The sequence below is a fragment of the Burkholderia sp. MR1-5-21 genome, from assembly GCF_053427715.1.
Map to the genome: position 1 here is coordinate 207,665 of NZ_JBSAXD010000012.1, position 20,780 is coordinate 228,444.

19 protein-coding genes and 1 pseudogene are annotated in these 20,780 nt (G+C 68.4%); 11 read left to right on the forward strand and 9 right to left on the reverse strand.

Annotation, left to right across the window (positions count from 1 at the left end):
* Window positions 1-71: 71 nt before the first annotated feature.
* From gsiC to ACV229_RS18520, 4 genes are read left to right on the forward strand one after another with little or no spacing between them, the layout of a single operon-like run.
* A complete protein-coding gene (gsiC, locus tag ACV229_RS18505; protein WP_448084558.1) occupies window positions 72-992 on the forward strand; it encodes a glutathione ABC transporter permease GsiC in 921 nt (306 codons plus the stop codon).
* A 7-nt stretch (window positions 993-999) separates the two neighbouring features.
* Window positions 1,000-1,893 (forward strand): glutathione ABC transporter permease GsiD, encoded by an 894-nt coding sequence (gsiD, locus tag ACV229_RS18510; RefSeq protein WP_448084559.1) that lies wholly within the window; start codon window positions 1,000-1,002, stop codon window positions 1,891-1,893.
* On the forward strand, window positions 1,893-2,978 hold the full coding sequence (locus ACV229_RS18515) for a DmpA family aminopeptidase (protein WP_448084560.1): 1,086 nt from the start codon (window positions 1,893-1,895) through the stop codon (window positions 2,976-2,978). The genes gsiD and ACV229_RS18515 overlap by 1 nt, the downstream gene beginning before the upstream one ends.
* Window positions 2,975-3,802: a M55 family metallopeptidase gene (locus ACV229_RS18520; protein WP_448084561.1), complete on the forward strand. Its 828-nt coding sequence runs from the start codon at window positions 2,975-2,977 to the stop codon at window positions 3,800-3,802. Before ACV229_RS18515 ends, ACV229_RS18520 begins: the two co-directional genes overlap by 4 nt.
* 452 nt (window positions 3,803-4,254) lie before the next feature.
* Here ACV229_RS18520 and pcaG read toward each other — a convergent pair whose 3' ends face one another.
* The 3 genes from pcaG to ACV229_RS18535 all read right to left on the reverse strand — a co-directional run bounded on the left by pcaG (window position 4,255) and on the right by ACV229_RS18535 (window position 6,617).
* Window positions 4,255-4,848, reverse strand: coding sequence for a protocatechuate 3,4-dioxygenase subunit alpha (pcaG, locus tag ACV229_RS18525; protein WP_448084562.1), 594 nt, complete (start codon window positions 4,846-4,848; stop codon window positions 4,255-4,257).
* Window positions 4,849-4,851: 3 nt separating this feature from the next.
* Complete coding sequence (gene pcaH, locus ACV229_RS18530; protein WP_448084563.1) at window positions 4,852-5,559, reverse strand: protocatechuate 3,4-dioxygenase subunit beta; 708 nt, start codon at window positions 5,557-5,559, stop codon at window positions 4,852-4,854.
* 380 nt (window positions 5,560-5,939) lie between these two features.
* On the reverse strand, window positions 5,940-6,617 hold the full coding sequence (locus tag ACV229_RS18535; protein ID WP_448084564.1) for a YebB family permuted papain-like enzyme: 678 nt from the start codon (window positions 6,615-6,617) through the stop codon (window positions 5,940-5,942).
* Window positions 6,618-6,738: 121 nt separating this feature from the next.
* Between ACV229_RS18535 and ACV229_RS18540 the strand changes: the two genes are divergently transcribed.
* The 4 genes from ACV229_RS18540 (at window position 6,739) to ACV229_RS18555 (ending at window position 9,418) form a co-directional block, all read left to right on the forward strand.
* Window positions 6,739-7,476, forward strand: a complete 738-nt coding sequence (locus ACV229_RS18540) for a helix-turn-helix domain-containing protein (protein ID WP_448084565.1) — start codon at window positions 6,739-6,741, stop codon at window positions 7,474-7,476.
* Between the two features lie 114 nt (window positions 7,477-7,590).
* A complete protein-coding gene (pcaQ, locus tag ACV229_RS18545; protein WP_448084566.1) occupies window positions 7,591-8,592 on the forward strand; it encodes a pca operon transcription factor PcaQ in 1,002 nt (333 codons plus the stop codon).
* A 93-nt stretch (window positions 8,593-8,685) separates the two neighbouring features.
* Window positions 8,686-9,045, forward strand: coding sequence for a type II toxin-antitoxin system RelE/ParE family toxin (locus ACV229_RS18550; RefSeq protein WP_448084584.1), 360 nt, complete (start codon window positions 8,686-8,688; stop codon window positions 9,043-9,045).
* Window positions 9,046-9,121: 76 nt separating this feature from the next.
* Entirely contained in the window at window positions 9,122-9,418 is a 297-nt protein-coding gene (locus ACV229_RS18555; protein ID WP_448084567.1) for a Fis family transcriptional regulator, read from the forward strand.
* A 1-nt stretch (window position 9,419) separates the two neighbouring features.
* On the opposite strand, the gene ACV229_RS18560 is transcribed toward ACV229_RS18555, so the two are convergent.
* The 4 genes and pseudogenes from ACV229_RS18560 to ACV229_RS18575 form a co-directional block, all read right to left on the reverse strand.
* Entirely contained in the window at window positions 9,420-10,709 is a 1,290-nt protein-coding gene (locus ACV229_RS18560; protein ID WP_448084568.1) for an APC family permease, read from the reverse strand.
* 129 nt (window positions 10,710-10,838) lie between these two features.
* The gene (locus ACV229_RS18565) at window positions 10,839-11,378 is read right to left on the reverse strand and encodes an Lhr family helicase (RefSeq protein ID WP_448084585.1); all 540 of its coding nucleotides are present in this window, start codon (window positions 11,376-11,378) and stop codon (window positions 10,839-10,841) included.
* A pseudogene (locus tag ACV229_RS18570) lies at window positions 11,370-15,368 on the reverse strand (DEAD/DEAH box helicase); the annotation flags it as partial. The gene ACV229_RS18565 and the pseudogene ACV229_RS18570, both read right to left, overlap by 9 nt.
* A 164-nt stretch (window positions 15,369-15,532) precedes the next feature.
* On the reverse strand, window positions 15,533-16,057 hold the full coding sequence (locus ACV229_RS18575) for a metal-dependent hydrolase (RefSeq protein ID WP_448084569.1): 525 nt from the start codon (window positions 16,055-16,057) through the stop codon (window positions 15,533-15,535).
* 301 nt (window positions 16,058-16,358) lie between these two features.
* Here ACV229_RS18575 and ggt point away from each other — a divergent pair, with 301 nt between their 5' ends.
* From ggt to ppk2, 3 genes are all read left to right on the forward strand, one after another.
* Window positions 16,359-18,083: a gamma-glutamyltransferase gene (ggt, locus tag ACV229_RS18580; RefSeq protein ID WP_448084570.1), complete on the forward strand. Its 1,725-nt coding sequence runs from the start codon at window positions 16,359-16,361 to the stop codon at window positions 18,081-18,083.
* A 207-nt stretch (window positions 18,084-18,290) separates the two neighbouring features.
* On the forward strand, window positions 18,291-18,425 hold the full coding sequence (locus tag ACV229_RS18585; RefSeq protein WP_448084571.1) for a hypothetical protein: 135 nt from the start codon (window positions 18,291-18,293) through the stop codon (window positions 18,423-18,425).
* Window positions 18,426-18,529: 104 nt separating this feature from the next.
* Window positions 18,530-19,459, forward strand: a complete 930-nt coding sequence (ppk2, locus tag ACV229_RS18590) for a polyphosphate kinase 2 (protein WP_448084572.1) — start codon at window positions 18,530-18,532, stop codon at window positions 19,457-19,459.
* 54 nt (window positions 19,460-19,513) lie between these two features.
* On the opposite strand, the gene ACV229_RS18595 is transcribed toward ppk2, so the two are convergent.
* Window positions 19,514-19,804 (reverse strand): H-NS histone family protein, encoded by a 291-nt coding sequence (locus ACV229_RS18595; RefSeq protein WP_448084573.1) that lies wholly within the window; start codon window positions 19,802-19,804, stop codon window positions 19,514-19,516.
* 368 nt (window positions 19,805-20,172) lie between these two features.
* Complete coding sequence (locus ACV229_RS18600; RefSeq protein WP_448084574.1) at window positions 20,173-20,760, reverse strand: IMPACT family protein; 588 nt, start codon at window positions 20,758-20,760, stop codon at window positions 20,173-20,175.
* Window positions 20,761-20,780: the final 20 nt, after the last annotated feature.

The window sequence follows — 20,780 nt, forward strand, 5'->3', positions numbered from 1 at the left end:
TTCGCGCGCATCGCGGCACGCCGGCGCGGCCCTCGGAACGCGCCGGCGCACCGCCACGGTTCGGTGCCCCTATGCTGAATTTCATTGTCAAACGCCTGTTCGGCCTGCTGCCCACGCTCGCGATCGTCGCGGTGCTGGTGTTCCTGTTCGTGCACCTGCTGCCGGGCGACCCGGCACGGCTCGCGGCCGGCCCCGAAGCCGACGACGCGACGGTCGCGCTCGTGCGCGCCGATCTCGGCCTCGACAAGCCGATGCCGACGCAATTCGCGAACTTCTTCGTGAAGATCGCGCAGGGCGACTTCGGCAAGTCGACGCGCAGCAAGCGTCCCGTGTCCACCGAAATCGGCGAGCGCTTCATGCCGACGCTGATGCTGACGATCGTCAGCATGGCGTGGGCGACGCTGTTCGGGATGGCGATCGGCATCGCGTCGGCGGTGTGGCGCAACCAGTGGCCGGACCGCGTCGGCATGACGCTCGCGGTGTCGGGCATTTCGTTTCCGGCGTTCGCGCTCGGCATGCTGCTGATGGAGATCTTCTCGGTGAAGCTCGGCTGGCTGCCGGTCGTGCCGGACGGCACGTGGAAGAGCTACGTGCTGCCTTCGCTGACGCTGGGCGCGGCGGTCGCGGCCGTGATGGCGCGCTTTACGCGCGCGTCGTTCGTCGAGGTGCTGAACGAGGACTTCGTGCGGACCGCGCGCGCGAAGGGCGTGCACGAGCCGATGGTGGTGCTCAAGCACTGCCTGCGCAACGCGATGATTCCCGTCGTCACGATGATGGGCCTGCAGTTCGGCTTCCTGCTCGGCGGTTCGATCGTCGTCGAGGCGGTGTTCAACTGGCCGGGACTCGGGCGGCTGCTCGTCGATGCGGTGACGATGCGCGACTACCCGGTGATCCAGGCGATCGTGCTGCTGTTCTCGCTCGAGTTCATCCTGATCAACCTGACCGTCGACGTGCTGTATGCGGTCATCAACCCGACCATCCGGTTCAAGTGAGGCGTGCATGAACGCGACTGTCCAGACCTCGGCGCCGGCCGCATCCTCCACGATCCGCACGCCGTGGCGCGAATTCTGGCGCAAGTTCCGCAAGCAGACCGTCGCGCTCGTCGCGGGCGGCTTCGTGCTGCTGCTCGTCGTGCTCGCGATCGTCGGCCCGCACATCGTGCCGTTCGATCCGGAAAACTATTTCGACTACGACGCACTCAATGCGGTGCCGTCCGCCACGCACTGGTTCGGCGTCGATGCGCTCGGGCGCGACATCTTCAGCCGGATCGTCGTCGGCACGCGCATCTCGCTCGAGGCGGGCTTCTTTTCGGTCGCGCTCGGCGCGCTGATCGGCACGTTCTTCGGGCTGCTCGCCGGCTATTACGAAGGCTGGTGGGACCGCATCACGATGCGCATCGCCGACGTGCTGTTCGCGTTCCCGGGGATATTGCTCGCGATCGGCGTCGTCGCGATTCTCGGCAACGGGATGATCAACGTGATCTGCGCGGTCGCGATCTTCAGCATCCCGGCGTTCGCGCGGCTCGTGCGCGGCAACACGCTGGTGCTCAAGCACATGACCTACGTCGAGGCTGCACGCAGCATCGGCGCGTCGGACTGGACGATTCTCATGCGGCACATCCTGCCGGGCACCGTGTCGTCGATCGTCGTCTATTTCACGATGCGCATCGGCACGTCGATCATCACCGCAGCGAGCCTGTCGTTCCTCGGGCTCGGCGCGCAGCCGCCGACGCCGGAGTGGGGTGCGATGCTGAACGAGGCGCGCGCGGACATGGTGAGCGCGCCGCACGTCGCGATCTTTCCGAGCCTCGCGATCTTCCTGACCGTGCTCGCGTTCAACCTGCTCGGCGACGGGCTGCGCGACGCGCTCGATCCGAAGCTGGAGCGCCGCTGATGACGACCGACAGGGGATTCGACGCCGCATCGTGCGGCGGCGTGCTGCCGACCGGGCCGCGCGACACGATCGCCGACGTGCCGGGCGTGACCGTGGGCCATTGCACGCTCGCCGACGGTCCCGTCCAGACCGGCGTCACGGTCGTGAAGCCGCATTCGGGCGACGTGTACCGCAGCAAGGTGCCGGCGGGCGCGGCGGTGATCAACGGTTTCGGCAAGAGCGTCGGGCTCGTGCAGGTCGACGAACTCGGCGTGATCGACACGCCGATCGCGCTGACCAACACATTCGCGGTCGGCGCGGTCGCGCAAGCGCAGATCCGCGCGGCAGTCGCCGCGAATTCGCAGATCGGCCGCGACTGGCCGACCGTCAACCCGCTCGTGTTCGAGTGCAACGACGGTTATCTGAACGACATCCAGTCGTTCGCGGTGACGGCCGCGCATTACGACGACGCGTGCCGTGCGGCGTCGCGCGACTTCGCGCGCGGCGCGGTTGGTGCCGGGCGAGGGATGTCGTGCTTCGATCTGAAGGGCGGAATCGGCTCGGCGTCGCGGGTTGTCGTGGCTGCCGACCGACTGTATACGGTCGGCGCGCTCGTGCTCGCGAATTTCGGCCGGTTGCCGATGCTGACGCTCGGCGGCGTGCCGGTCGGGCAGATCGCCGCCGCGCGCGCAGCCGCCGCGGCTTCGGCGCCGCCGCCCGAGCAAGGCTCGATCATCATGCTGCTCGCGACCGACGCGGCGCTCGACGCGCGGCAACTGTCGCGGCTCGCGCGCCGCGCGGCGGCGGGGCTGGCGCGCACGGGTTCGGTCTACGGGCACGGCAGCGGCGACATCGCACTCGCGTTCTCGACCGCCTATACGATCGCGCACGATGCCCGCTACGTCGCGCTGCCTGCGCTGCTCGCCGATGCCGTGCTCGATCCGCTGTTCGCAGCAGCGGCCGACAGCGTCGAGCGCGCGATCGTCGATGCGCTGCTGCAGGCCGAGACGGTCGCCGGCCGCGACGGCCACATGCGGCAATCGCTGCGCGACGCCGTTCCCGATCTCAATCGCCTGCTCGACGAAGGGCGGGGCATTCGACGATGAAAATCCTGATTTCGACCGACATTGAAGGCGTTGCCGGCATATTCGCCGTCGAGCAGACGCGTCCCGGCAACCCCGAATACGAGCGCGCGCGCCGCTGGATGACCGCCGAGGCGAATGCGGCGGTCGAAGGGGCGTTCGCGGGCGGTGCGCAGGCCGTCTGGGTCAACGATTCGCATGGCGGCTTCCGCAACCTGCTGCCCGACGCGCTCGATGCGCGGGCGCGCGTCGTGCTCGGCAAGCCGCGGACGCTCGGGATGATGGCGGGCGTCGAGCAGCGGCCCGACCTCGTGTTCATGATCGGCTATCACGCGAAATCGCAGACGCGCGGCGTGCTCGCGCATACGATCAACAGCTTCGCGTTCACGCAGGTCTGGCTGAACGGCGTCGAGCTCGGCGAAGCGGGGCTCTATGGCGCGCTTGCGCGGGAGTACGGCGCGCACGTCGCGCTGGCGTCCGGCGACGACGTGTTTGCGGAGGAAACTCGGCCGCTCTTTCCGGCCGCGCGCTTCGAGACGGTCAAGACGGCGGGCGGCGCGTCGACCGGCGACACGCTGACGCCCGCGGCTGCGTGCGCGCGCGTCGCGACCGCCGCGCGCGAGACCGTCGCACACGCGCTGGCGGCCGGCTGGTGTGCGGGCGAGCATCGGCCGGCGCCGGCGGCATGCACGCTGCGCGTGCAGACGGTCGCGCTTGCCGATCTGTTCTGCATGCTGCCGTCGCTGGAACGGGTGGATGCGGTGACGCTGCGGTTCGACGCACCGTCGGTCGAGCATGCGGTGCGCACGCTGAACAGCCTGTCGGCGATGTCGTTCATGTTGCGCTGACGGGCGTGTGCCGCCAGCGCCCGGGCAAAAAAAACGCGCCTGCCAAATGTGTTGGACAGTCGCGCTTAAAGGCACTCGGTTAAACGGAACATGTGCGATTGGGTCGTGGACCGCCGCACGTGTCGATGCGAATTGTTGCCTCTGCCGATGCAATTCCGCCGACGAACTGCAGATAGCATAGGATACGCCGCATAACTCGCAAGGGAAATCCTGTTTAACGTTTGCGATGCCCGCTGGCGTGTCGTCCGGTGGCGCTGCGCGATCTTTCGTCCGACTTTCAGGTGCCGCGTAATTCGGCGTTTGCTGAATGCCCTCGTGTTGCTGCTCAGCCCGACGGAACCCGAAACCGGAATCGACGAAACGAAACCGCCGCGCGCGACGATGCCGAATGAGCATCGCCGCGCGCGGCGGAGCAGGGACGTTTGGCACGCCGGCCTGCGCCGGCGCACGGGTCAGACGTCGAAGAACACGGTTTCCTGCGGACCCTGCATGCGAATGTCGAACCGGTAGACGACCGGCCCGCCCGGCTGCGCTTCGCGTTTCGCGACGAGCGTCGCGCGCCGGTCGGCCGGCACCGCGTTCAGCACCGGATCGGCCGCGTTCGCTGCCGATTCATCGTCGAAGTACACGCGGGTGAACGCATGCGTGAGAATCCCGCGCATCATCACCGTCACGTTGATGTGCGGCGCGTCTTCGGTTGCGATCCTGCCCGGCTTGACCGTCTCGACGACGAAGCGGTGCTGCGCGTCGGTGCCGGTGCCGACACGCGCGAAACCGGTGAAACCGGCTTTCGCGATGTCGTCGCGCGACGCCGGGTACTGGCCCGTGCTGTCCGCCTGCGTGAATTCGAGCACCGCGTCGCTGACGACGTTGCCGTCGCCGTCGAACACCTGGCCGATCAGCAGCACGTGTTCGCCCGCCGCGTGCGGCGCGGCGATCGCCGGCGTGAACAGGCTCTTCAGGTCGAAGCTGTACTGCTGCGGGCACAGGCCGTAAGCGAAGTACGGGCCGACCGTCTGCGAAGGGGTTTGTTTCAGCGTCGTCATGGTTCAGCGCTCCATCGGGGTGGCGTCGCGGCCGCGCAGCACGATGTCGAATTCGTAGCCGAGCGCATAGCCTTCTTCGGTGATGTCCATCGAGAAACGCGAGATCAGCCGGTCGCGCGCCGCTTCGGGCGTGCCCTGGAAGATCGGGTCGTACGCGAGCAGCGGATCGCCGGGGAAATACATCTGCGTGACGAGGCGCGAGCCGAAGTAGTCGCCGAACAGCGAGAAGTGGATGTGGTTCGGACGCCAGGCGTTCGGATGGTTGCCCCACGGATACGCGCCGGGCTTGATCGTCAGGAAGCGGTAGCGGCCTTCGTTGTCGGTCAGGCAGCGGCCTGCGCCGAGGAAGTTCGGATCGAGCGGCGCATCGTGCTGGTCGACCTTGTGCACGTAGCGGCCGGCCGCGTTGGCCTGCCAGACTTCGACGAGCGTGTTGCGCACCGGCTTGCCGCCTTCGTCGAGCACGCGGCCCGTGACGACGATGCGCTCGCCGAGCGGTTCGCCGTTCTTCACCGCGTTCTTCGTCAGGTCGTGGTCGAGCGCGCCGAGGTCTTCGGCGCCGTACACGGGGGCGTACTGGTCGCGCAGCTTCTCCTTCAGCGGAATCAGCGGCTTCGTGGGGCCGCGCTTCACCGACGAGCGGTACTCGGGGTGGACGTACGCGGGATGCGACGGCCAGTCGCGCGGCGTGAGAATCGTGGGGGAATCCATCGGGCGTCTCCTGTCAGGTATTTCGCGAAGTGGATGGCAGGACTTTAGCCAATCCGGAAAGTTATGCAAAATGACCTTTTTTCGCGAATCGTATAACTGTTCGTTATGCGATGCGCAGGGCGTGGTGGACGGGAGAATGACTCGGTCTTGCCGGGTCGTCGCGGCGTACTCTCGCGCGCTGCGGCAAGCGCCGGGAGCGCAATGCGTGCAGGCAACGTGCCGCGCCAATGAAAAAGCCGCCGGACAGGGCTGCCTGTCCGGCGGCTAAAGCGATCGGGCTCGCGTATCGTCGATGACGAACGTTGCACGGCCCTCCAGCCAGCCCGTCGCTGTTTATTTTTCGTTCTTGTTGTTGTTTGCGGTCTCCGTCGCGCCGCCCGTCAATCGCGGCCCGGATCGAACACGATCCCGTCGAATTCGAGCGTCAGCCTGTCGCTGCGTATCAGGCTCGCGGGCGTCACCGTCTCGCGGGCCCAGGGGATCCTGCCGAAGTACCACAGCCGCCAGAAGCCGAGCGTCGCGCCGGGCCGGCGCGCGTGCAGCGCGTCGAACGTCTCGACGTCGCCGACCTCGACGCCCGTCGCGTCGCCGAGCACTTCGCGCACGTAGCGCGAGCAGAACTGTCGCCGCGACCGCAGGTTGAACCCGGTGTCGTACAGCGTGCCGAGCCGCTTCTCGGCGGCCTCTTGCACGCGGCGCTGTTCGTCGGCCGTGGGCGGCGCCGCGAGCCGCGCCAGCGCGATGCGGCCGCGTTCGGAGCGGGCGACGAAGCGCGCGAGCGGCGTCAGCTTCGCCCACGGGAACGTGCTTTCCGCGACCACCGGCTCGGCCCCCGACGTATCGACGACGATGCCGACGTGATTGGTCCACGTTCCCGTCGCGTCCGCCACCTCGCGGAACGGGCGGGCCGGCACGCGGATGAACACGAGATCCCCGACGTGCGCGCTGGCGGCGAGCGTGCGCAAGGTCGCGAGCGGCAATGCGCGGCCGGTGTCGCGTGCATCGCGCGCCACGGCGCGATGCGGTTCGTATGCGGCGGTTTCGGTTCGGGTGGACATTTCAGCTCCGTCGTTGCGTGACAGGATGGAGCGGATTATGCAGACAAGTAACCAAAAGCGTGCATTTTCATGTGTCGGTAGCCTAATATTCGTCCGGAAGCATCATTTTTCGATACTGGACATGACCGAAACCGCCCAACTCATCGAAACGCTGAAGCGCCTGCTGAAGGCGCAGGGAATGACTTACCGCGACGTTGCAGGCACGCTGGATGTGTCCGAGACGAGCGTGAAGCGGCTATTCGCGAGCGGGCGCTTCACGCTCGAGCGCGTCGTGCAGATCGCGCAGGTGCTCGGCTATACGCTCGCGGAACTCGTGCAGGAAGCGTCGGCATCCGCGCCGCGGCTGCACGTGCTGACCGAACAGCAGGAAGCGCTGCTCGTGTCGGACGAGAAGCTGCTGCTCGTCGCCGTCTGCGCGATCAACTACTGGACCGTGGCCGACATCGTGTCGGCCTATCGCGTGACGAAGGCCGAATGCGTGAAGTACCTGCTGATGCTCGACCGGATGAACGTGGTTGCGCTGCTGCCGGGCGACCGGATCCGCGTGCGCGTCGCGCGCGACTTCGACTGGCTGCCGGGTGGCCCGATCCGCCGTTACTTCCATGCGCACGCGCTCGGCGATTTCCTCGACAGCCGCTTCGACGGGCCGGGCGAAACGATGACGTTCTCGCAAGGAATGCTGACCGAGGCGGCGGCCGCCGAACTCGAGCAGGAACTGCGCCGGCTGCGCAGCAAGGCGGCGGCGCTGCATGCGGAATCGTCGTCTGCACCGCTCGGGCAGAAGCACGGCACGGGGTTGCTGATCGCGAAGCGGATCTGGGAGCCGACAGGTTTTCAGGCGCTGCGGCGCACTGAGTGAGTGCGATGGGGGCCGTCGACGCGCACGTCGGCGTACCTGCGGCAGACGGGGCTTGGGATCACCGAGAAAGTTATGCAAAATGGTGTTTCACCGTCATTCGCATAACCATCTGTTATGAATAACCGAATCGCCGACGGCCGCGTCAAGTTCCGGCACCTGCAATGCTTCCTCGCGGTCGCGCAACTGGGCGGCGTGCAGAAGGCGGCCGAAAGCCTGTCGATCACGCAGCCGGCCGTATCGAAGACGATCGCCGAACTCGAGGCCATTCTCGGCGTCAGGCTGTTCGAGCGCGGCCGGCAGGGCGCGCACCCGACCCGCGAAGCGCAGCTCTTCATGCCGCATGCGAACGCGTGCGTGCTCGCGCTGCGGCAGGGCGTCGGGCTGCTGGCGCGCGAAGGCGGCGCCGCCGCGGCGACGCTCGAGATCGGGATGCTGCCGACCGTCGCGGCGTCGCTCGCGCCGGCGCTGATGAAGGCGCTCGCTGCGCGCTGGCCGCGCGCCGTCGTGCGGATCGCGACCGCCGCGAATGCCGAACTGCTCGAACGGCTGAAGGCCGGCGCGATCGAGTGCGCGATCGGGCGGCTGTCGGAGCCGGAGCGGATGATCGGCCTCGCGTTCGAGCAGCTGTACAACGAACCGCTGATCGCGGTGGTGCGCGCCGGACATCCGTTGATGTCGAGCGCCACGCCGGCCGTGGAACTCGCGCGCTACCCGGTCGTGCTGCCGCCATACGGCACGCTGATCCGGCAATCGGCCGAGCAATTGCTGAGCACGTGCGGCGCACCGCCGCTGGATTCGTTCATCGAGGTGCTGTCGGTGTCGGTCGCGCGTGCGCTCGCGCTCGAGAACGACGCGGTCTGGTTCGTGCCGCTGTACGCGGCCGAATACGATATCGCGGCCGGCGCGCTTGCGCGTCTGCCGCTGCCGTCGGCCGGCACGGACGAACCGGTCGGGCTGATCCTGCGGACCGACGCACAGCCGTCGCCCGTCGCGCGGACGCTGATCGACGCCGTGCGCGAGATCGCGCGGGCACGGTTCGGCGACGGCCGGCCGGGGGAGGCATCGCAACGCGGCCGGCGGCGCACGCGCGGCGGTGACGCAACGAAGCAGCGTTGAACCGTCGCGCGGGCTTGGCCGATCGGCCGAGGTTCGTTTTCGTCGCGCTTGGCCTATCGTATCAATTTTGGTACGATAGGCGACAAGACGGCGATGGCGAGACAACTATTTCTGGCGACGCTGGGCGTGCGGTTCTTCTGCACGGCGGGCGGAAACGAACCGGTCCGCGAGTGGCTCAAGGGGCTCAGGCAAGCTGAGCGAAAGGCAATCGGCGAAGAGATCAAGACGGTGCAGCTGGGCTGGCCTCTCGGCATGCCGCTGGTCCGGAAGATGTCGAGGGATCTGTGGGAGATCCGGGTCACGCTGCCGACGCGGATCGCGCGAGTCTTCTTCACCGTCGTCGGCGACACGATGATCCTGCTGCACGGGTTCATCAAGCAGTCGCCGGCCACACCGGCAGACGATCTCGATGTCGCCAGGTGTCGACTGAAAGCCGTGAACAACGCCATCTGAATCCCGCGCAAGCCGTGCCGGTTCGCGCCGTCAGCGACGATCGGGCAGCGGGCAACGCAAAGCAATGGAGTACGACATGACGACCACGAACAACCACCACATCGGCAGCGACTTCGACGCGTTCCTCGACGAGGAAGGCATCCTCGAAGAAGTCGCCGCGACCGCGATCAAGCGCGTGATCGCGTGGCAGATCGGGCAGGAGATGAAGGCGCAGCACATCACGAAGACCGCAATGGCCGCGCGCATGAAAACCAGCCGCGCGGCGCTGAACCGCCTGCTCGACGAAACCGACACGAGCCTCACGCTGACGACGCTCGCGAGCGCGGCCGCGGCGCTCGGCAAGCGGTTGAGCTTCGAGCTGGTGCCCGCCTGATTCATCCCCCGCGCCCGGCCACCCGCAGATAAAGCAGCGCCGCGCCTGCCAACACCAGCGGCCACACGATATACCACCCGGTCGTCAGGAACAGCCCCGCGACCGCCACCAGCGAAACCCATGCGCAGCGCCGCGCGACCCCGCCGCGCGGCAGCAGTTTCAGTGCCGCCGCGGCCCCCAGCGCGTACACCATCACGAAGCAGCCGGACGTGACGAGCACGAGCGGCTTCGGCCCGACGCCGGTGACGGTCGTCGCGGCCAGCGCGAGTGCCGCGAGCGCGGCGATCACGCCGAGGCTGCGGCGCGGCACGCCGCCGACCTGGCTGCCTTGCGCGAGCCACGCGGGCAAGGCGCCGTCGCGCCCGAGCGCCGCGCCAAGCTTCGCCGCGCCTGCGAAATACGCGTTCATCGTCCCGAGCGTCAGCAGCAACGCGCCCCCGGCCGCCAGCACCTGCGCGTGGCCGCCGATGCCGCGCGCGATCAGCTCCGCGAGCGGCGCGCCGGACACGCCGGCGGACGGTCCCAGCACCGTCACGCTCGCGGCGGCGACCGCCAGGTACAGCAGCCCGACCACGACGACCGCGATGCCGGCCGAACGCGGCATGTCGTGCGCGGGCCGGCGGAATTCCGCCGCGAGATGCGTGATCGCCTCCCAGCCGGCGAAGCTCCAGACGAGCAGGGCAGCCGCCTGGCCGATCGCGAGCCAGCCGTGCGGCGCGAATGGATGGAGATTCGATACGCGCGCGTTCGGCGCGGATGCGAGCACGGCCGCGAGCAACAGCGACACGAGCAGCGCGGACAGCACGAGCTGCATTCGCCCGGACACGGTGACGCCGAACGCGTTCGCGGCCGACACGATCGCGATCAGCGCGGCGGCGGTGACGATCACCGTCGTGTGGCCGCCGCCCGTCACGGCGGCGACGTACGCACCGCCGAACATCGCCGCGGCCGGCGCGCCGGCCGGCACCGCGAAGTAGAAACACCAGCCGACGATCGCCGCGGCCTTCGGTCCGAATGCGCGGCGCGCATACGTCGAGACGCCGCCTGCATCCGGAAAGCGCGCGCCGAGCGCCGCAAAGGTTGCCGCGAGCGGCGCGGACAGCACGACGAGCGCCGCCCATGCAAGCAGTGACGCGGGGCCGGCGACCTCCGCGGCCAGCGCGGGCAGCGCGATCACGCCGGTGCCGAGCACCGCGCCCACGTACAGCGCCGCGCCCTGGAAGATCGTCAGCGAGCCGGCGTGGTGGCCAGCGGATGACGATGCGGCGCGCGATTCGGCCGTGGAGGGCATGAGCGGGGTCTCCTCAGGTAGGGGCGTGCGCGGGTGGCACGCGCAGCGAATCGTTCGATCCTAGCCGAATGTCCTTAGTCGTGCGTGCGGTCGTTCAGTAGTCCGCGATGCGCCGCCTGTCAGCCGCCGTCAGGAGCGCCGTGCGAGCCGCACGCGTGCGTCTTCGCGCGCGGCGGGCGACAGGTCGGCGGCATAGTGGAATGCGCCGGCGACGAGCGACGCCACCGGCACGCCGTCGCGGAACAGCACACGGTTGCCGGCCAGCGCAGGCACCTTGTCACCGGGCAGCAGCGTGCCGGCAAGATTCAGCGGATCGGCGCCCGTCACGCAGACGAACTGGCAGTCGCCCGGCTGCCGCCGCAGCTCGCGCAGGATCGGGATCGCCTCGGGCAGCGCAAACTGTTCGCCCGCGAGCCCGGCGACGAAGCGCCCGCCGCGAATCTCGCCGCGCGCTTCCAGACGCTGCAGCACGCGCACCAGCTCGCGCCAGCTCGGCAGCCAGTCGGCCTCGCGTTCGAGCAGCCGCCAGAAGACGACGCCGTAGCGGCGCAGCAGCGTCCAGGCGATGTGTTCGAGCGCTTCGGGATCGGTCGTGGCGGGCGCACGCGTCGGCGTCGACGTCGGCGTCGCTCTCGGCGGCGCGGCGGCGGGCGGCGCGGGCCGCTGCACGAGCGCCCAGCGTCCGGCATCGTCCATCCCGCCGATCAGCGCGCCGCCGCGCCGCGTGCGCGGCGCATACGTCGCGCTGCGTTTCACGACCGGCTTCAGCAGCGCGCGCAGGCCCGCGAAGCTGTCCGCGTTCACGAGCCCGGCCGACACGAGTTCGCCGAGCGCCTGTTCGAGTTCGACCGGCAGCATGCGCAGGTCGCCGAGCAACTCGTCGAAGAACATCGCGCCGTGCGCGGCGAGCGCGTCGCGCACCTGCGTCGCGCGCGCGGACAGCGCCGGTTGCGCGGCCGGATCGCGCAGCGCCTGCCATGCGGCGAGATCGCGGCGTGGCAGCAGCACGATCGGCGTCGTCTTCACGGGCGTTGCGGCCGTGCGGGCTGGCGCGCCGATGCGGGTCCACACGAGCTTGCCGGAACGGCACAGCTCGTCGAGCCCGCCCGCCATGTAGTCGGTCAGCCGCGCGGGCAGCAGCGCGTCTTCCCACGCGCTCGCGGCCGCCTCGAAGCCTTCGAGCTGTTCGACGACGGCAGCGAGCGCGTCGCGTCCGGCGCCGCGCGTGTCGGGCGTCAGGTGCTGCCAGTGGAACAGGAAGCGCATGAAGTCCGCGCGCTCGACCGGTTCGATTTCGCGGCGCAGGCGTTTCACCGTGTAGCGGTGGATGCGTGCGAGCAGATGACGTTCGCACCATTCGTCGCCGGCCGCGCCGGGCGTAAAGCGCCCGCGCATCACATAGCCTTCCTGCTCGAGCGCGGCAAGGGCGGCCGTGACCGCTGCGGCGGACAGGCCGAGCGATTGCGCGATCGCGTCGAGCGTCAATGGACCGAAGCCGGTCAGCCGCGCGCGGATCACGTCGACGAGGGCGGCGTCCGCTTCCCACCGCGCGGCACAGGCGGCCGGCACCTTGAGCGCAGGCATGCAGCGCGTTTCCGGATGCAGCGCACGCATGCAGACGAGCCGCTCGACCGGTACCCACAGCGCCGCGCCGCCCGGCGCGACCAGCTTCGTCGCGCGACGGCGTTCGGCCAGTTCCGCGAGCCATCCGGGCCAGCCGTCCTGCGCGCGTGCTTCGTCGTCGGTCACGCAGGCGAGGGTCAGCAGCGCGTCGTGCATTTCATCCGCATCGCGCACGAGCGGCCACGCTTCGTCGCGCACCGCGGCGATCGCGTCGGCGTCGAGCGCGCCGAGATCGTCCGCCGATTCCGGGTCGCTCCAGCGGCGTGCCTGCACGGCCTGCGTGCGGCGCTCCTCGAGCGGCGCGTCGTCGAGGAACGCGTACGGCTTCGCGTTGAGGATCTCGGCCGCGATCGGCGACGGCGCGGGCAGGTCGCGCGCGACCAGCTCGATCGCGCCGCTTTCGATCCGGCGCAGCAGTGCGAGCCAGCCGTCGGTATCCATCGCGTCGTGCAGGCAGTCGTCGAGCGTCTGGTCGACGAGCGGATGATGCGGAATCTCGCGCTCGCCGACGACGTTCTCGACGCACGCGACCTGGTCGGGGAACACGGTCGCGAGCAGGTCCTCGCTCTTCATTCGCTGCAGTTGCGGCGCGGTCCGCTTGCCGCCGGTGAAGCGCGGCAGCGCGAGCGCCGTCGTCGCGTTCCAGCGCCAGCGCACGCCGAACAGCGGCGCGTCGAGCAGCGCCTGCACCAGCACGTGCTCGGCGCTCGCCGCGCGCAGGTAGCGCCAGACTTCGTCGAGCGCGAAGCTGTGCGCGAGCGACAGCGACAGGATGATCGCGTCGTCGGTCGCCGCGGCCTGCAGCTCGAAGTTGAACGTGCGGCAGAAGCGCTTGCGTAGCGCAAGACCCCATGCGCGGTTGATGCGGCTGCCGAACGGCGAATGGATCACGAGCTGCGTGCCGCCCGATTCGTCGAAGAAGCGCTCCATCACGAGCGTGTGCTGCGTCGGCAGCGCGCCGAGCGCCGCGCGGGTGCGCGCCAGGTAGTCGGCGATCTGGCGCGCGGCGTCCGGCGACAGCTGCAGGTCGTCGACGAGCCAGCGCAGCGCCGGCGCGAGTCGGCTCGGCGTGGTGGCCGATGCGGCGTCAGGCGCGGCGTCGGGGCCGACGGCCCGTCCGGTATCTGCTTCGCTGCCTGTTTGGCTGCCCGTTCTGCGACCCGTTTCGCCGCTAGTTTCGCCGCTAGTTTCGCCGCCTGTTCCGCCGCGTTGTCCGGCGAGCCGATCGCCGTCCGCGAACAGCGCGTCGAGCCGTGCACGCAGCCGGCCGACCGCCGCCGACAGCTCGTCGCTGCGGCCCGGCGCTTCGCCGATCCAGAACGGGATGTTCGGCGATTGACCCTGCGCATCCTCGACGCGCACGCGCCCCGTCTCGACGCGAATGATCCGGTACGACTGGTTGCCGAGCTGGAACACGTCGCCGGCCAGGCTCTCGATCGCGAAATCCTCGTTGACGGTGCCGACCTGGATTCCCTGCGGTTCGAGCAGCACCGCATAGTCGGCCATGTCGGGAATCGTGCCCCCGGACGTCGTCGCGGTCATCATCGCGTTGCGCCGCCCGCGCACCGTACCGCCGACCACGTCGCGATGCAGATACGCGGCGCGCACGCCGCGCCGGCTGCTGAAGCCTTCGGCGAGCATCTTCATCACTTCGTCGAAACGCTCGCGCGACAGGCGCGCGTACGGCGCCGCGTGCGTGAAGCATCGGAACAGCGCGTCTTCCTGCCATTCGGCGCATGCGACTTCGGCGACGATCTGCTGCGCGAGCACGTCGAGCGGCGCTTCGGGAATCCGCAGCGTGTCGAGCTCGCCGCGCCGCACGCAGTCGAGCAGCGCCGCGCATTCGACGAGCTCGTCGCGCGACAGCGGGAACAGGCGCCCCTTCGGGGTGCCGCCGACGTGGTGCCCCGAGCGGCCGACGCGCTGCAGGAACGGCGCAATGCCGCGCGGCGAGCCGACCTGGCAGACGAGGTCGACGTCACCGATGTCGATGCCGAGCTCCAGCGACGCGGTCGCGACGAGCAGCTTCAGGTCGCCGCGCTTCAGCCGCTGTTCGGCGTCGAACCGGTGCTCTTTCGCGAGGCTGCCGTGATGCGCGGCGATCGCATCCTTGCCGAGCCGTTCGGCGAGATGGCGCGCCATGCGCTCCGCGGTTCGCCGCGTGTTGACGAACACGAGCGTCGTGCGGTGCGCGGCGGCGAGCCCGGCGATCCGGTCGTACAGCTGTTCCCACACGTCGGTCGCCATGACCGGTTCGAGCGGCACGTTCGGCAATTCCAGCGCGAGATCGCGTTCGCGCGCATGGCCGGTGTCGACGATCGTGCAGTCGCGCGGCGCATCCGCGGGCCCGCCGACCAGGAAGCGCGCGACCGCGTCGATCGGCTTTTGCGTCGCCGACAGCCCGATGCGCGGCAGCGCGCGTCCGGTCAATGCGTCGAGCCGCTCGAGCGACAGCGCGAGGTGGCTGCCGCGCTTGCTGTTGGCGAGCGCGTGGATCTCGTCGACGATCACCGAACGCACGGTCGACAGCATCTGGCGTCCGGATGTCGACGACAGCAGCACGTACAGGGATTCCGGCGTCGTCACGAGGATGTGCGGCGCGCGCTTGCGCAGCGCGGCGCGCTCGGCCTGCGTGGTGTCGCCGGTACGCACCGCGGTGCGGATCGCCGGCACCGGCAGGCCGAGGCGCGCGAGCGATTCGGCAATCCCGGCGAGCGGCGCCTCGAGGTTCACGTGGATGTCGTTCGACAGCGCCTTCAGCGGTGATACGTAGACGACCAGGGTCTCGTCCGGAAGCGAGCCGTCGTGCGCGAGCGCGTCTCGCACGAGATCGTCGATCGCGCACAGGAACGCGGTGAGCGTCTTGCCGGAACCGGTCGGCGCCGCGACGAGCGTCGAGCGGCCGGCCTTGATGTGCGGCCACGCGAGCGCCTGCGCGCCGGTCGGCGCGGCGAACGTGCGCTGGAACCAGGCAGCGACGGCGGGGTGGAACACGTCGAGCACGCTGGCGGCGGGGCGAGTGGCAGTGACGTCCATCGAAGCGGCGTATTAGGGTGCGAGCGAGGGTGCGGGCGCGGCTGCGCCGGGCGGCGCGCGCGAATCGTCAGTGTGCCAGACGCCGCGCTTGCTTGCCGGGCGCCGCAAGTCGTCGGGCGCACCAGCGCGTGTTCGACGGCGGCGATGCGGACCGCAAACCGCCGCTACACGCGATGCAGCCACCCCAGCCACTGCTGCAGCGCCGGCGCACGCGTCCACACCGATTGCGCGAGCCACAGCGCACCGGCCCATGCGGCGCCAACCACGATCAGGTCGCAATTTCCGCTGTTCCACAGATTCAGCGAATGACGCCGCCAGATCCACGGCACGCCGAGCGGATTCGGCCAGTCGGCGAACAGGTGCATCAGGCCGCCGCATGCGAAGCCGAACAGCGGCGCGGCCCACAGCGGATGCGGATGGTGTGTGAGTCCGTGCCACGCGAACGCGAGCAGCGCGATCCAGCCGATGCCCCAGTGCGTGACGGTGCGATGCGTGATCCAGAGCCGGCGCTTGCGGCTCCACCACGCGACTTCGAGCCAGTCGGGCGCGGTGCCGCCGACGACACCGGCCGCGAATGCTGCGGGGATGCCCGCGTGCCAGGGTCCTGTCGCGCCGCTTTGCGCGACGAGAACGGCCGCGACCAGGCCGGCCGCAAAGCCGGTCGCGTGATGTGCGTTGTGTGATGCCATACCAAAAAAAGCGGGAGAAAAGACGAGAAAGAAAACGAACGGAAAGCGTCTGCGCGGCGCAAATGCGAAGGGGCGCCATCTTCTCAGATCGGCGCGCGGCGCGGGAGGTTCACACGAGGATTTTTCTCGCATGGCGGGTTGATGGGACCGGATTCATTGTGATTCGTAGTATCGTCGGACGATTGGCCGATTGATTGCGCCGCGACTACGAAACCCGGTTATCGGGCTCGTGGGGCGCGGGGCTATAAGCAAACGAAACGAATTCTTCGGCCCTGTAAGGCGCTCACATGGGAGACACGCAATGAGCACATTCGATCGCTTCAAAACCTCCGCCGCAGCCGTCGCCGTCGTCGCGACTGCGGCCGGCATCGGCTTCCTGCCGGCCGCGCCCGCGTACGCGAAAGGGCCGCAGCCCGCGGTCCTGACCGGTTCGGCGGTCGCCGTCGCCGACAAGTACAGCGCGGATGCGGCGGAGCGGATCTTCAAGGAAGGCGGCAACGCGATCGATGCCGCGGTCGCGATCGCATTTACGCTCGCCGTCACGTATCCGGAAGCCGGCAACATCGGCGGCGGCGGCTTCATGACCCTCTACGCCGACGGCAAGCCGTACTTCCTCGACTACCGCGAACGCGCGCCGCTCGCCGCCACGCGGGACATGTACCTCGACAAGCAGGGCGAAGTCGTGCCCGACATGAGCCTGTACGGCAACCGCGCGGTCGGCGTGCCCGGCACGGTCGCGGGGATGTGGGAAGCGCAGAAGCGTTTCGGCAAGCTGAAGTGGAAGCAGGTGCTCGCGCCGGCGATCCACTACGCGCGCGACGGCTTCGTCGTCGACGAGCAGCTCGCGCAGCGCGGCGTCGACGCGTCGAAGGAGTTCGGCGGCAGGACCAACTACGACAAGTACTTCGGCGGGATGAAGGCCGGTGTGAACTTCAGGCAGCCGGATCTTGCCGCGGTGCTCACGCGGATCTCGAACGACGGCGCGAAGGATTTCTACGACGGCAAGACGGCCGACCTGATCGCTGCGTCGATGAAGGCCGGCAATGGCCTGATCACGAAGCAGGACCTGCAGCAATATCGCGCGGTGTGGCGCGAGCCGATCCAGGCGAACTGGAACGGCTATCGCGTGATCACCGCGCCGCCGCCGAGCTCGGGCGGGATCGGGCTCGTGCAGTTGCTGAAGATGAAGGCCGACCTGAAGCAGGACTTCGATGGCGTCACGCTCAACTCGCCGCAATACGTGCACATGATTGCCGAGATCGAGAAGCGCGTGTTCGCCGATCGCGCGCAATACCTCGGCGATCCGGACTTCTACAACGTGCCGGTCGCGCAGCTGACCGACGATGCGTACATCGCGAAGCGCGCGTCCGAAGTGAGTCCGACGCAGATCGCGGACACGAAGAGCGTGCAGCCGGGCCTCGGCACGTCGATGCCGGAGAAGGCGGAGACGACGCACTTCTCGGTCGTCGACAAGTGGGGCAACGCGGTGTCGAACACGTACACGATCAACGGCTACTTCGGGTCGGGCATGATCGCCGACGGCACGGGCATCGTGCTCAACGACGAGATGGACGATTTCTCCGCGAAGCCGGGCGTTGCCAATGCGTTCGGCGTCGTCGGCGCGGATGCCAATGCGATCGAGCCGAAGAAGCGGCCGCTGTCGTCGATGACGCCGACGATCCTGACGAAGGACGGCAAGGTGTCGCTCGTGATCGGCACGCCGGGCGGCTCGCGGATCTTCACGTCGATCTTCCAGGTGATCAACAACATCTATGACTTCAGGATGCCGTTGAAGGAGGCGGTCGCCGCGATGCGCTTCCATCACCAGCTGCTGCCGCCGAACACGATCTTCTGGGAGCCGTACCACCCGATCGACGGTGAACTCGCAAAGCAGATCGAGGCGCGCGGCTACAACCTGAAGGGCCAGGACTTCAGCGGCGACATCCAGGTGATCAAGGTCGACGGCAAGACGCCCGAGGCGGCGGCCGATCCGCGCGGGCGCGGGGTCACGCGGGTGATTCAGTGACGTTACGCGCGCGGCCGCCGATGGCGGTCGCGCGCGGTCTCGATCGACGGATTACCCGCCCGCCGCGTTGCTCTCCAGAAAACTGTCCACCGCCACCAGCGACTGGTCGTCGAGCGTCCCCAGCACGCTCTTCAGCTTGAGCGCATCGCGATAGCTGTCGAACAGTTTCTGCCGGATGGTAGCTCGCGCCGCTTCTGGAACACCGGGATGGTCACGTATATCCCGCTGCGCACGAAGATCACGCTGAACATCAGTCAGCCGAACCGCACGCTCGCGTCGAACACGTTCGACATTTCAGCGAATCCGGTGCTCGCGACGGTGCTGCTCAATTTCCGCTTCTGACGCGTGCGGGCGGCCGTTTTCACATGACATTTTCCTTTCACAATTCATATGGGCACGCCTGCGATAATGACGCGATTTCGTTGCGTCATTGAAGGAGGCCCGCCATGGGCGACAACGACACCCGTATCGATGCGGAAGCAATGGAGGCGCGCCAGCGCCGGCTCGAGGAGGATCTCGTCGACGCGTATGACGAGGAGCTCGAGATGGAGCTCGACGACCGCCGCTTCGACGAAGACGACACGCTGTTCTCGCCGGAGCGCCGCGAGGCGCGCAAGCGCTACTTCCGCGAGCTGTTCCGCCTGCAGGGCGAACTCGTCAAGCTGCAGGACTGGGTCGTCAACACCGGGCACCGGCTCGTCGTGATCTTCGAGGGCCGCGATGCGGCCGGCAAGGGCGGCGCGATCAAGCGCATCACGCAGCGCCTGAACCCGCGCGTGTGCCGTGTGGCCGCGCTGCCGGCGCCCAGCAACCGCGAGCGCACGCAGTGGTATTTCCAGCGCTATGTCGCGCATCTGCCGGCCGGCGGCGAGATCGTGCTGTTCGACCGGAGCTGGTACAACCGCGCGGGTGTCGAGCGCGTGATGAACTTCTGCACCGACGACGAATACGAGGAGTTTTTCCGGTCTGTGCCGGAATTCGAGAAGATGCTCGTGCGCAGCGGCATCCAGATCGTCAAGTACTGGTTCTCGATTACCGATCCCGAGCAGGAGCGGCGCTTCCAGCACCGCATCGAGGATCCGCTGAAGCAGTGGAAGCTGAGCCCGATGGATCTGGAGAGCCGGCGCCGCTGGGAGGCGTATACGGTCGCGAAGGAGGAGATGCTCCAGCGCACGCATATCCCCGAAGCGCCGTGGTGGGTCGTGCAGGCCGTCGACAAGAAGCGCGCGCGCCTGAACTGCATTCACCATCTGCTGAGCCAGGTGCCATATCACGAGATTCCGCGCCCATCGATCGAACTGCCGCGGCGCGAGCATCACGAGGATTACATCCGCCGCCCCGTACCGGAAAACATGATCGTGCCGGACGTGTATTGACGCGCGCTGCGCCGGCCGCGCGCGCCGCACCGGGTGGCGCGCGCGGCGTGGCCGTCACTCCCGGATCAGGAACGCGGCCCGATCGCGCCCGACGATCCACGACGGTGCGCGGCCGCGTCCGCTCCACGTCGCGCCGGTGACTGGATCGCGATATTTCGCGCCGACCGTGAACAGCTTTGCGCGGTCGCTGTAGCCTTGCCCGAAGACTTCGCGCGCGGTCAGCGCGTAGGTCGTGACCAGATGGCGGACCTGCTCCAGCGCGGAATGGCGTTCGGCGCGGCGGGCAGTCCTGATTTTCTTGTCGAGTTCCGCAAGCTGGGCTTGCAGTATCTGAACACTCTGCATGCGTCGGTTGTCCCGTAACGGATATTGGTTTATTGATGACGCGTCATGCGGGTCCCGGCATGGTGGCCCCCCGGCCAAGGCGGGCCAAGCGGACGCGGCGCACGCTGCATGCGAGCCGGTCTGCCGGTAAAACGTTTGCGCGACTGTTATACGGAAAAACCGCAAGAGATTAAATTTCAGGAGCGGATTTTTCTATGGGACTAATCCGATTTTTCGACAGAATTCACTGAAAATCCGCGGCATTTTGGCGCAGTGGTGTGCAATGCCGGCAATCGATCCGCACGCGCCGAAGGCATCGCGGCGCGCACGAGCGGGTGTGTCACTGGCTTATCGGCGGCGTATGGGGGAGGCGGAGCTGCCGCTTGGCGTCACAGGGCGGGAAAGCCCGACCGTCCCTGCGTCAGGTCGAACAACTCGGTGCGCGCATTGTCCTCGGCGGTGACAGGCAGCTTGATCACGAGGCGCACGGTCATCCCGTACGCGCTGTCGGCCAGTTCGTAGCCGGCCTGCTCGATCCAGCGGCGCACGCGCGCTTCGTCGGGGTAGCCGATCTCGATCGCGAGCCGGGTCAGGCGGATGCGCTCGACGCGTTCGGCATCGAGCAGCGCCGATGCGATCGCGTCCGTGTACGCGCGCACGAGCCCGCCCGCGCCGAGCTTGACGCCGCCGTAGTAGCGCACGACCGCGCCCAGCACGCCGTCGAGGTCGTGGTGGCGCAGCACTTCGAGAATCGGCCGGCCCGCGGTGCCGGACGGCTCGCCGTCGTCCGACATGCCCGACTGGCCGCCGGCGAGCAGCGCCCAGCACACATGCGTCGCCGTCGGATGTTCGTCGCGCAGGCGTTGCAGCGCCTGCATCGCGGCGTCGCGATCCTCGACCGGAATCGCGTGCGCGATGAAGCGGCTCTTGCGGATTTCGAGTTCCCGGATGGTGGGGGTGGCGAGCGAGTAAGTCATGTTCCGGGTTGCGATAAGCG

Coding starts and splice junctions, on each gene's coding strand:
- gsiC (WP_448084558.1), top strand. CDS start 72: ATGCTGAATTTCATTGTCAAACGCCTGTTCGGCCTGCTGCCCACGCTC.
- gsiD (WP_448084559.1), top strand. CDS start 1,000: ATGAACGCGACTGTCCAGACCTCGGCGCCGGCCGCATCCTCCACGATC.
- ACV229_RS18515 (WP_448084560.1), top strand. CDS start 1,893: ATGACGACCGACAGGGGATTCGACGCCGCATCGTGCGGCGGCGTGCTG.
- ACV229_RS18520 (WP_448084561.1), top strand. CDS start 2,975: ATGAAAATCCTGATTTCGACCGACATTGAAGGCGTTGCCGGCATATTC.
- pcaG (WP_448084562.1), bottom strand. CDS start 4,848: ATGACGACGCTGAAACAAACCCCTTCGCAGACGGTCGGCCCGTACTTC.
- pcaH (WP_448084563.1), bottom strand. CDS start 5,559: ATGGATTCCCCCACGATTCTCACGCCGCGCGACTGGCCGTCGCATCCC.
- ACV229_RS18535 (WP_448084564.1), bottom strand. CDS start 6,617: ATGTCCACCCGAACCGAAACCGCCGCATACGAACCGCATCGCGCCGTG.
- ACV229_RS18540 (WP_448084565.1), top strand. CDS start 6,739: ATGACCGAAACCGCCCAACTCATCGAAACGCTGAAGCGCCTGCTGAAG.
- pcaQ (WP_448084566.1), top strand. CDS start 7,591: ATGAATAACCGAATCGCCGACGGCCGCGTCAAGTTCCGGCACCTGCAA.
- ACV229_RS18550 (WP_448084584.1), top strand. CDS start 8,686: ATGGCGAGACAACTATTTCTGGCGACGCTGGGCGTGCGGTTCTTCTGC.
- ACV229_RS18555 (WP_448084567.1), top strand. CDS start 9,122: ATGACGACCACGAACAACCACCACATCGGCAGCGACTTCGACGCGTTC.
- ACV229_RS18560 (WP_448084568.1), bottom strand. CDS start 10,709: ATGCCCTCCACGGCCGAATCGCGCGCCGCATCGTCATCCGCTGGCCAC.
- ACV229_RS18575 (WP_448084569.1), bottom strand. CDS start 16,057: ATGGCATCACACAACGCACATCACGCGACCGGCTTTGCGGCCGGCCTG.
- ggt (WP_448084570.1), top strand. CDS start 16,359: ATGAGCACATTCGATCGCTTCAAAACCTCCGCCGCAGCCGTCGCCGTC.
- ACV229_RS18585 (WP_448084571.1), top strand. CDS start 18,291: ATGGTCACGTATATCCCGCTGCGCACGAAGATCACGCTGAACATCAGT.
- ppk2 (WP_448084572.1), top strand. CDS start 18,530: ATGGGCGACAACGACACCCGTATCGATGCGGAAGCAATGGAGGCGCGC.
- ACV229_RS18595 (WP_448084573.1), bottom strand. CDS start 19,804: ATGCAGAGTGTTCAGATACTGCAAGCCCAGCTTGCGGAACTCGACAAG.
- ACV229_RS18600 (WP_448084574.1), bottom strand. CDS start 20,760: ATGACTTACTCGCTCGCCACCCCCACCATCCGGGAACTCGAAATCCGC.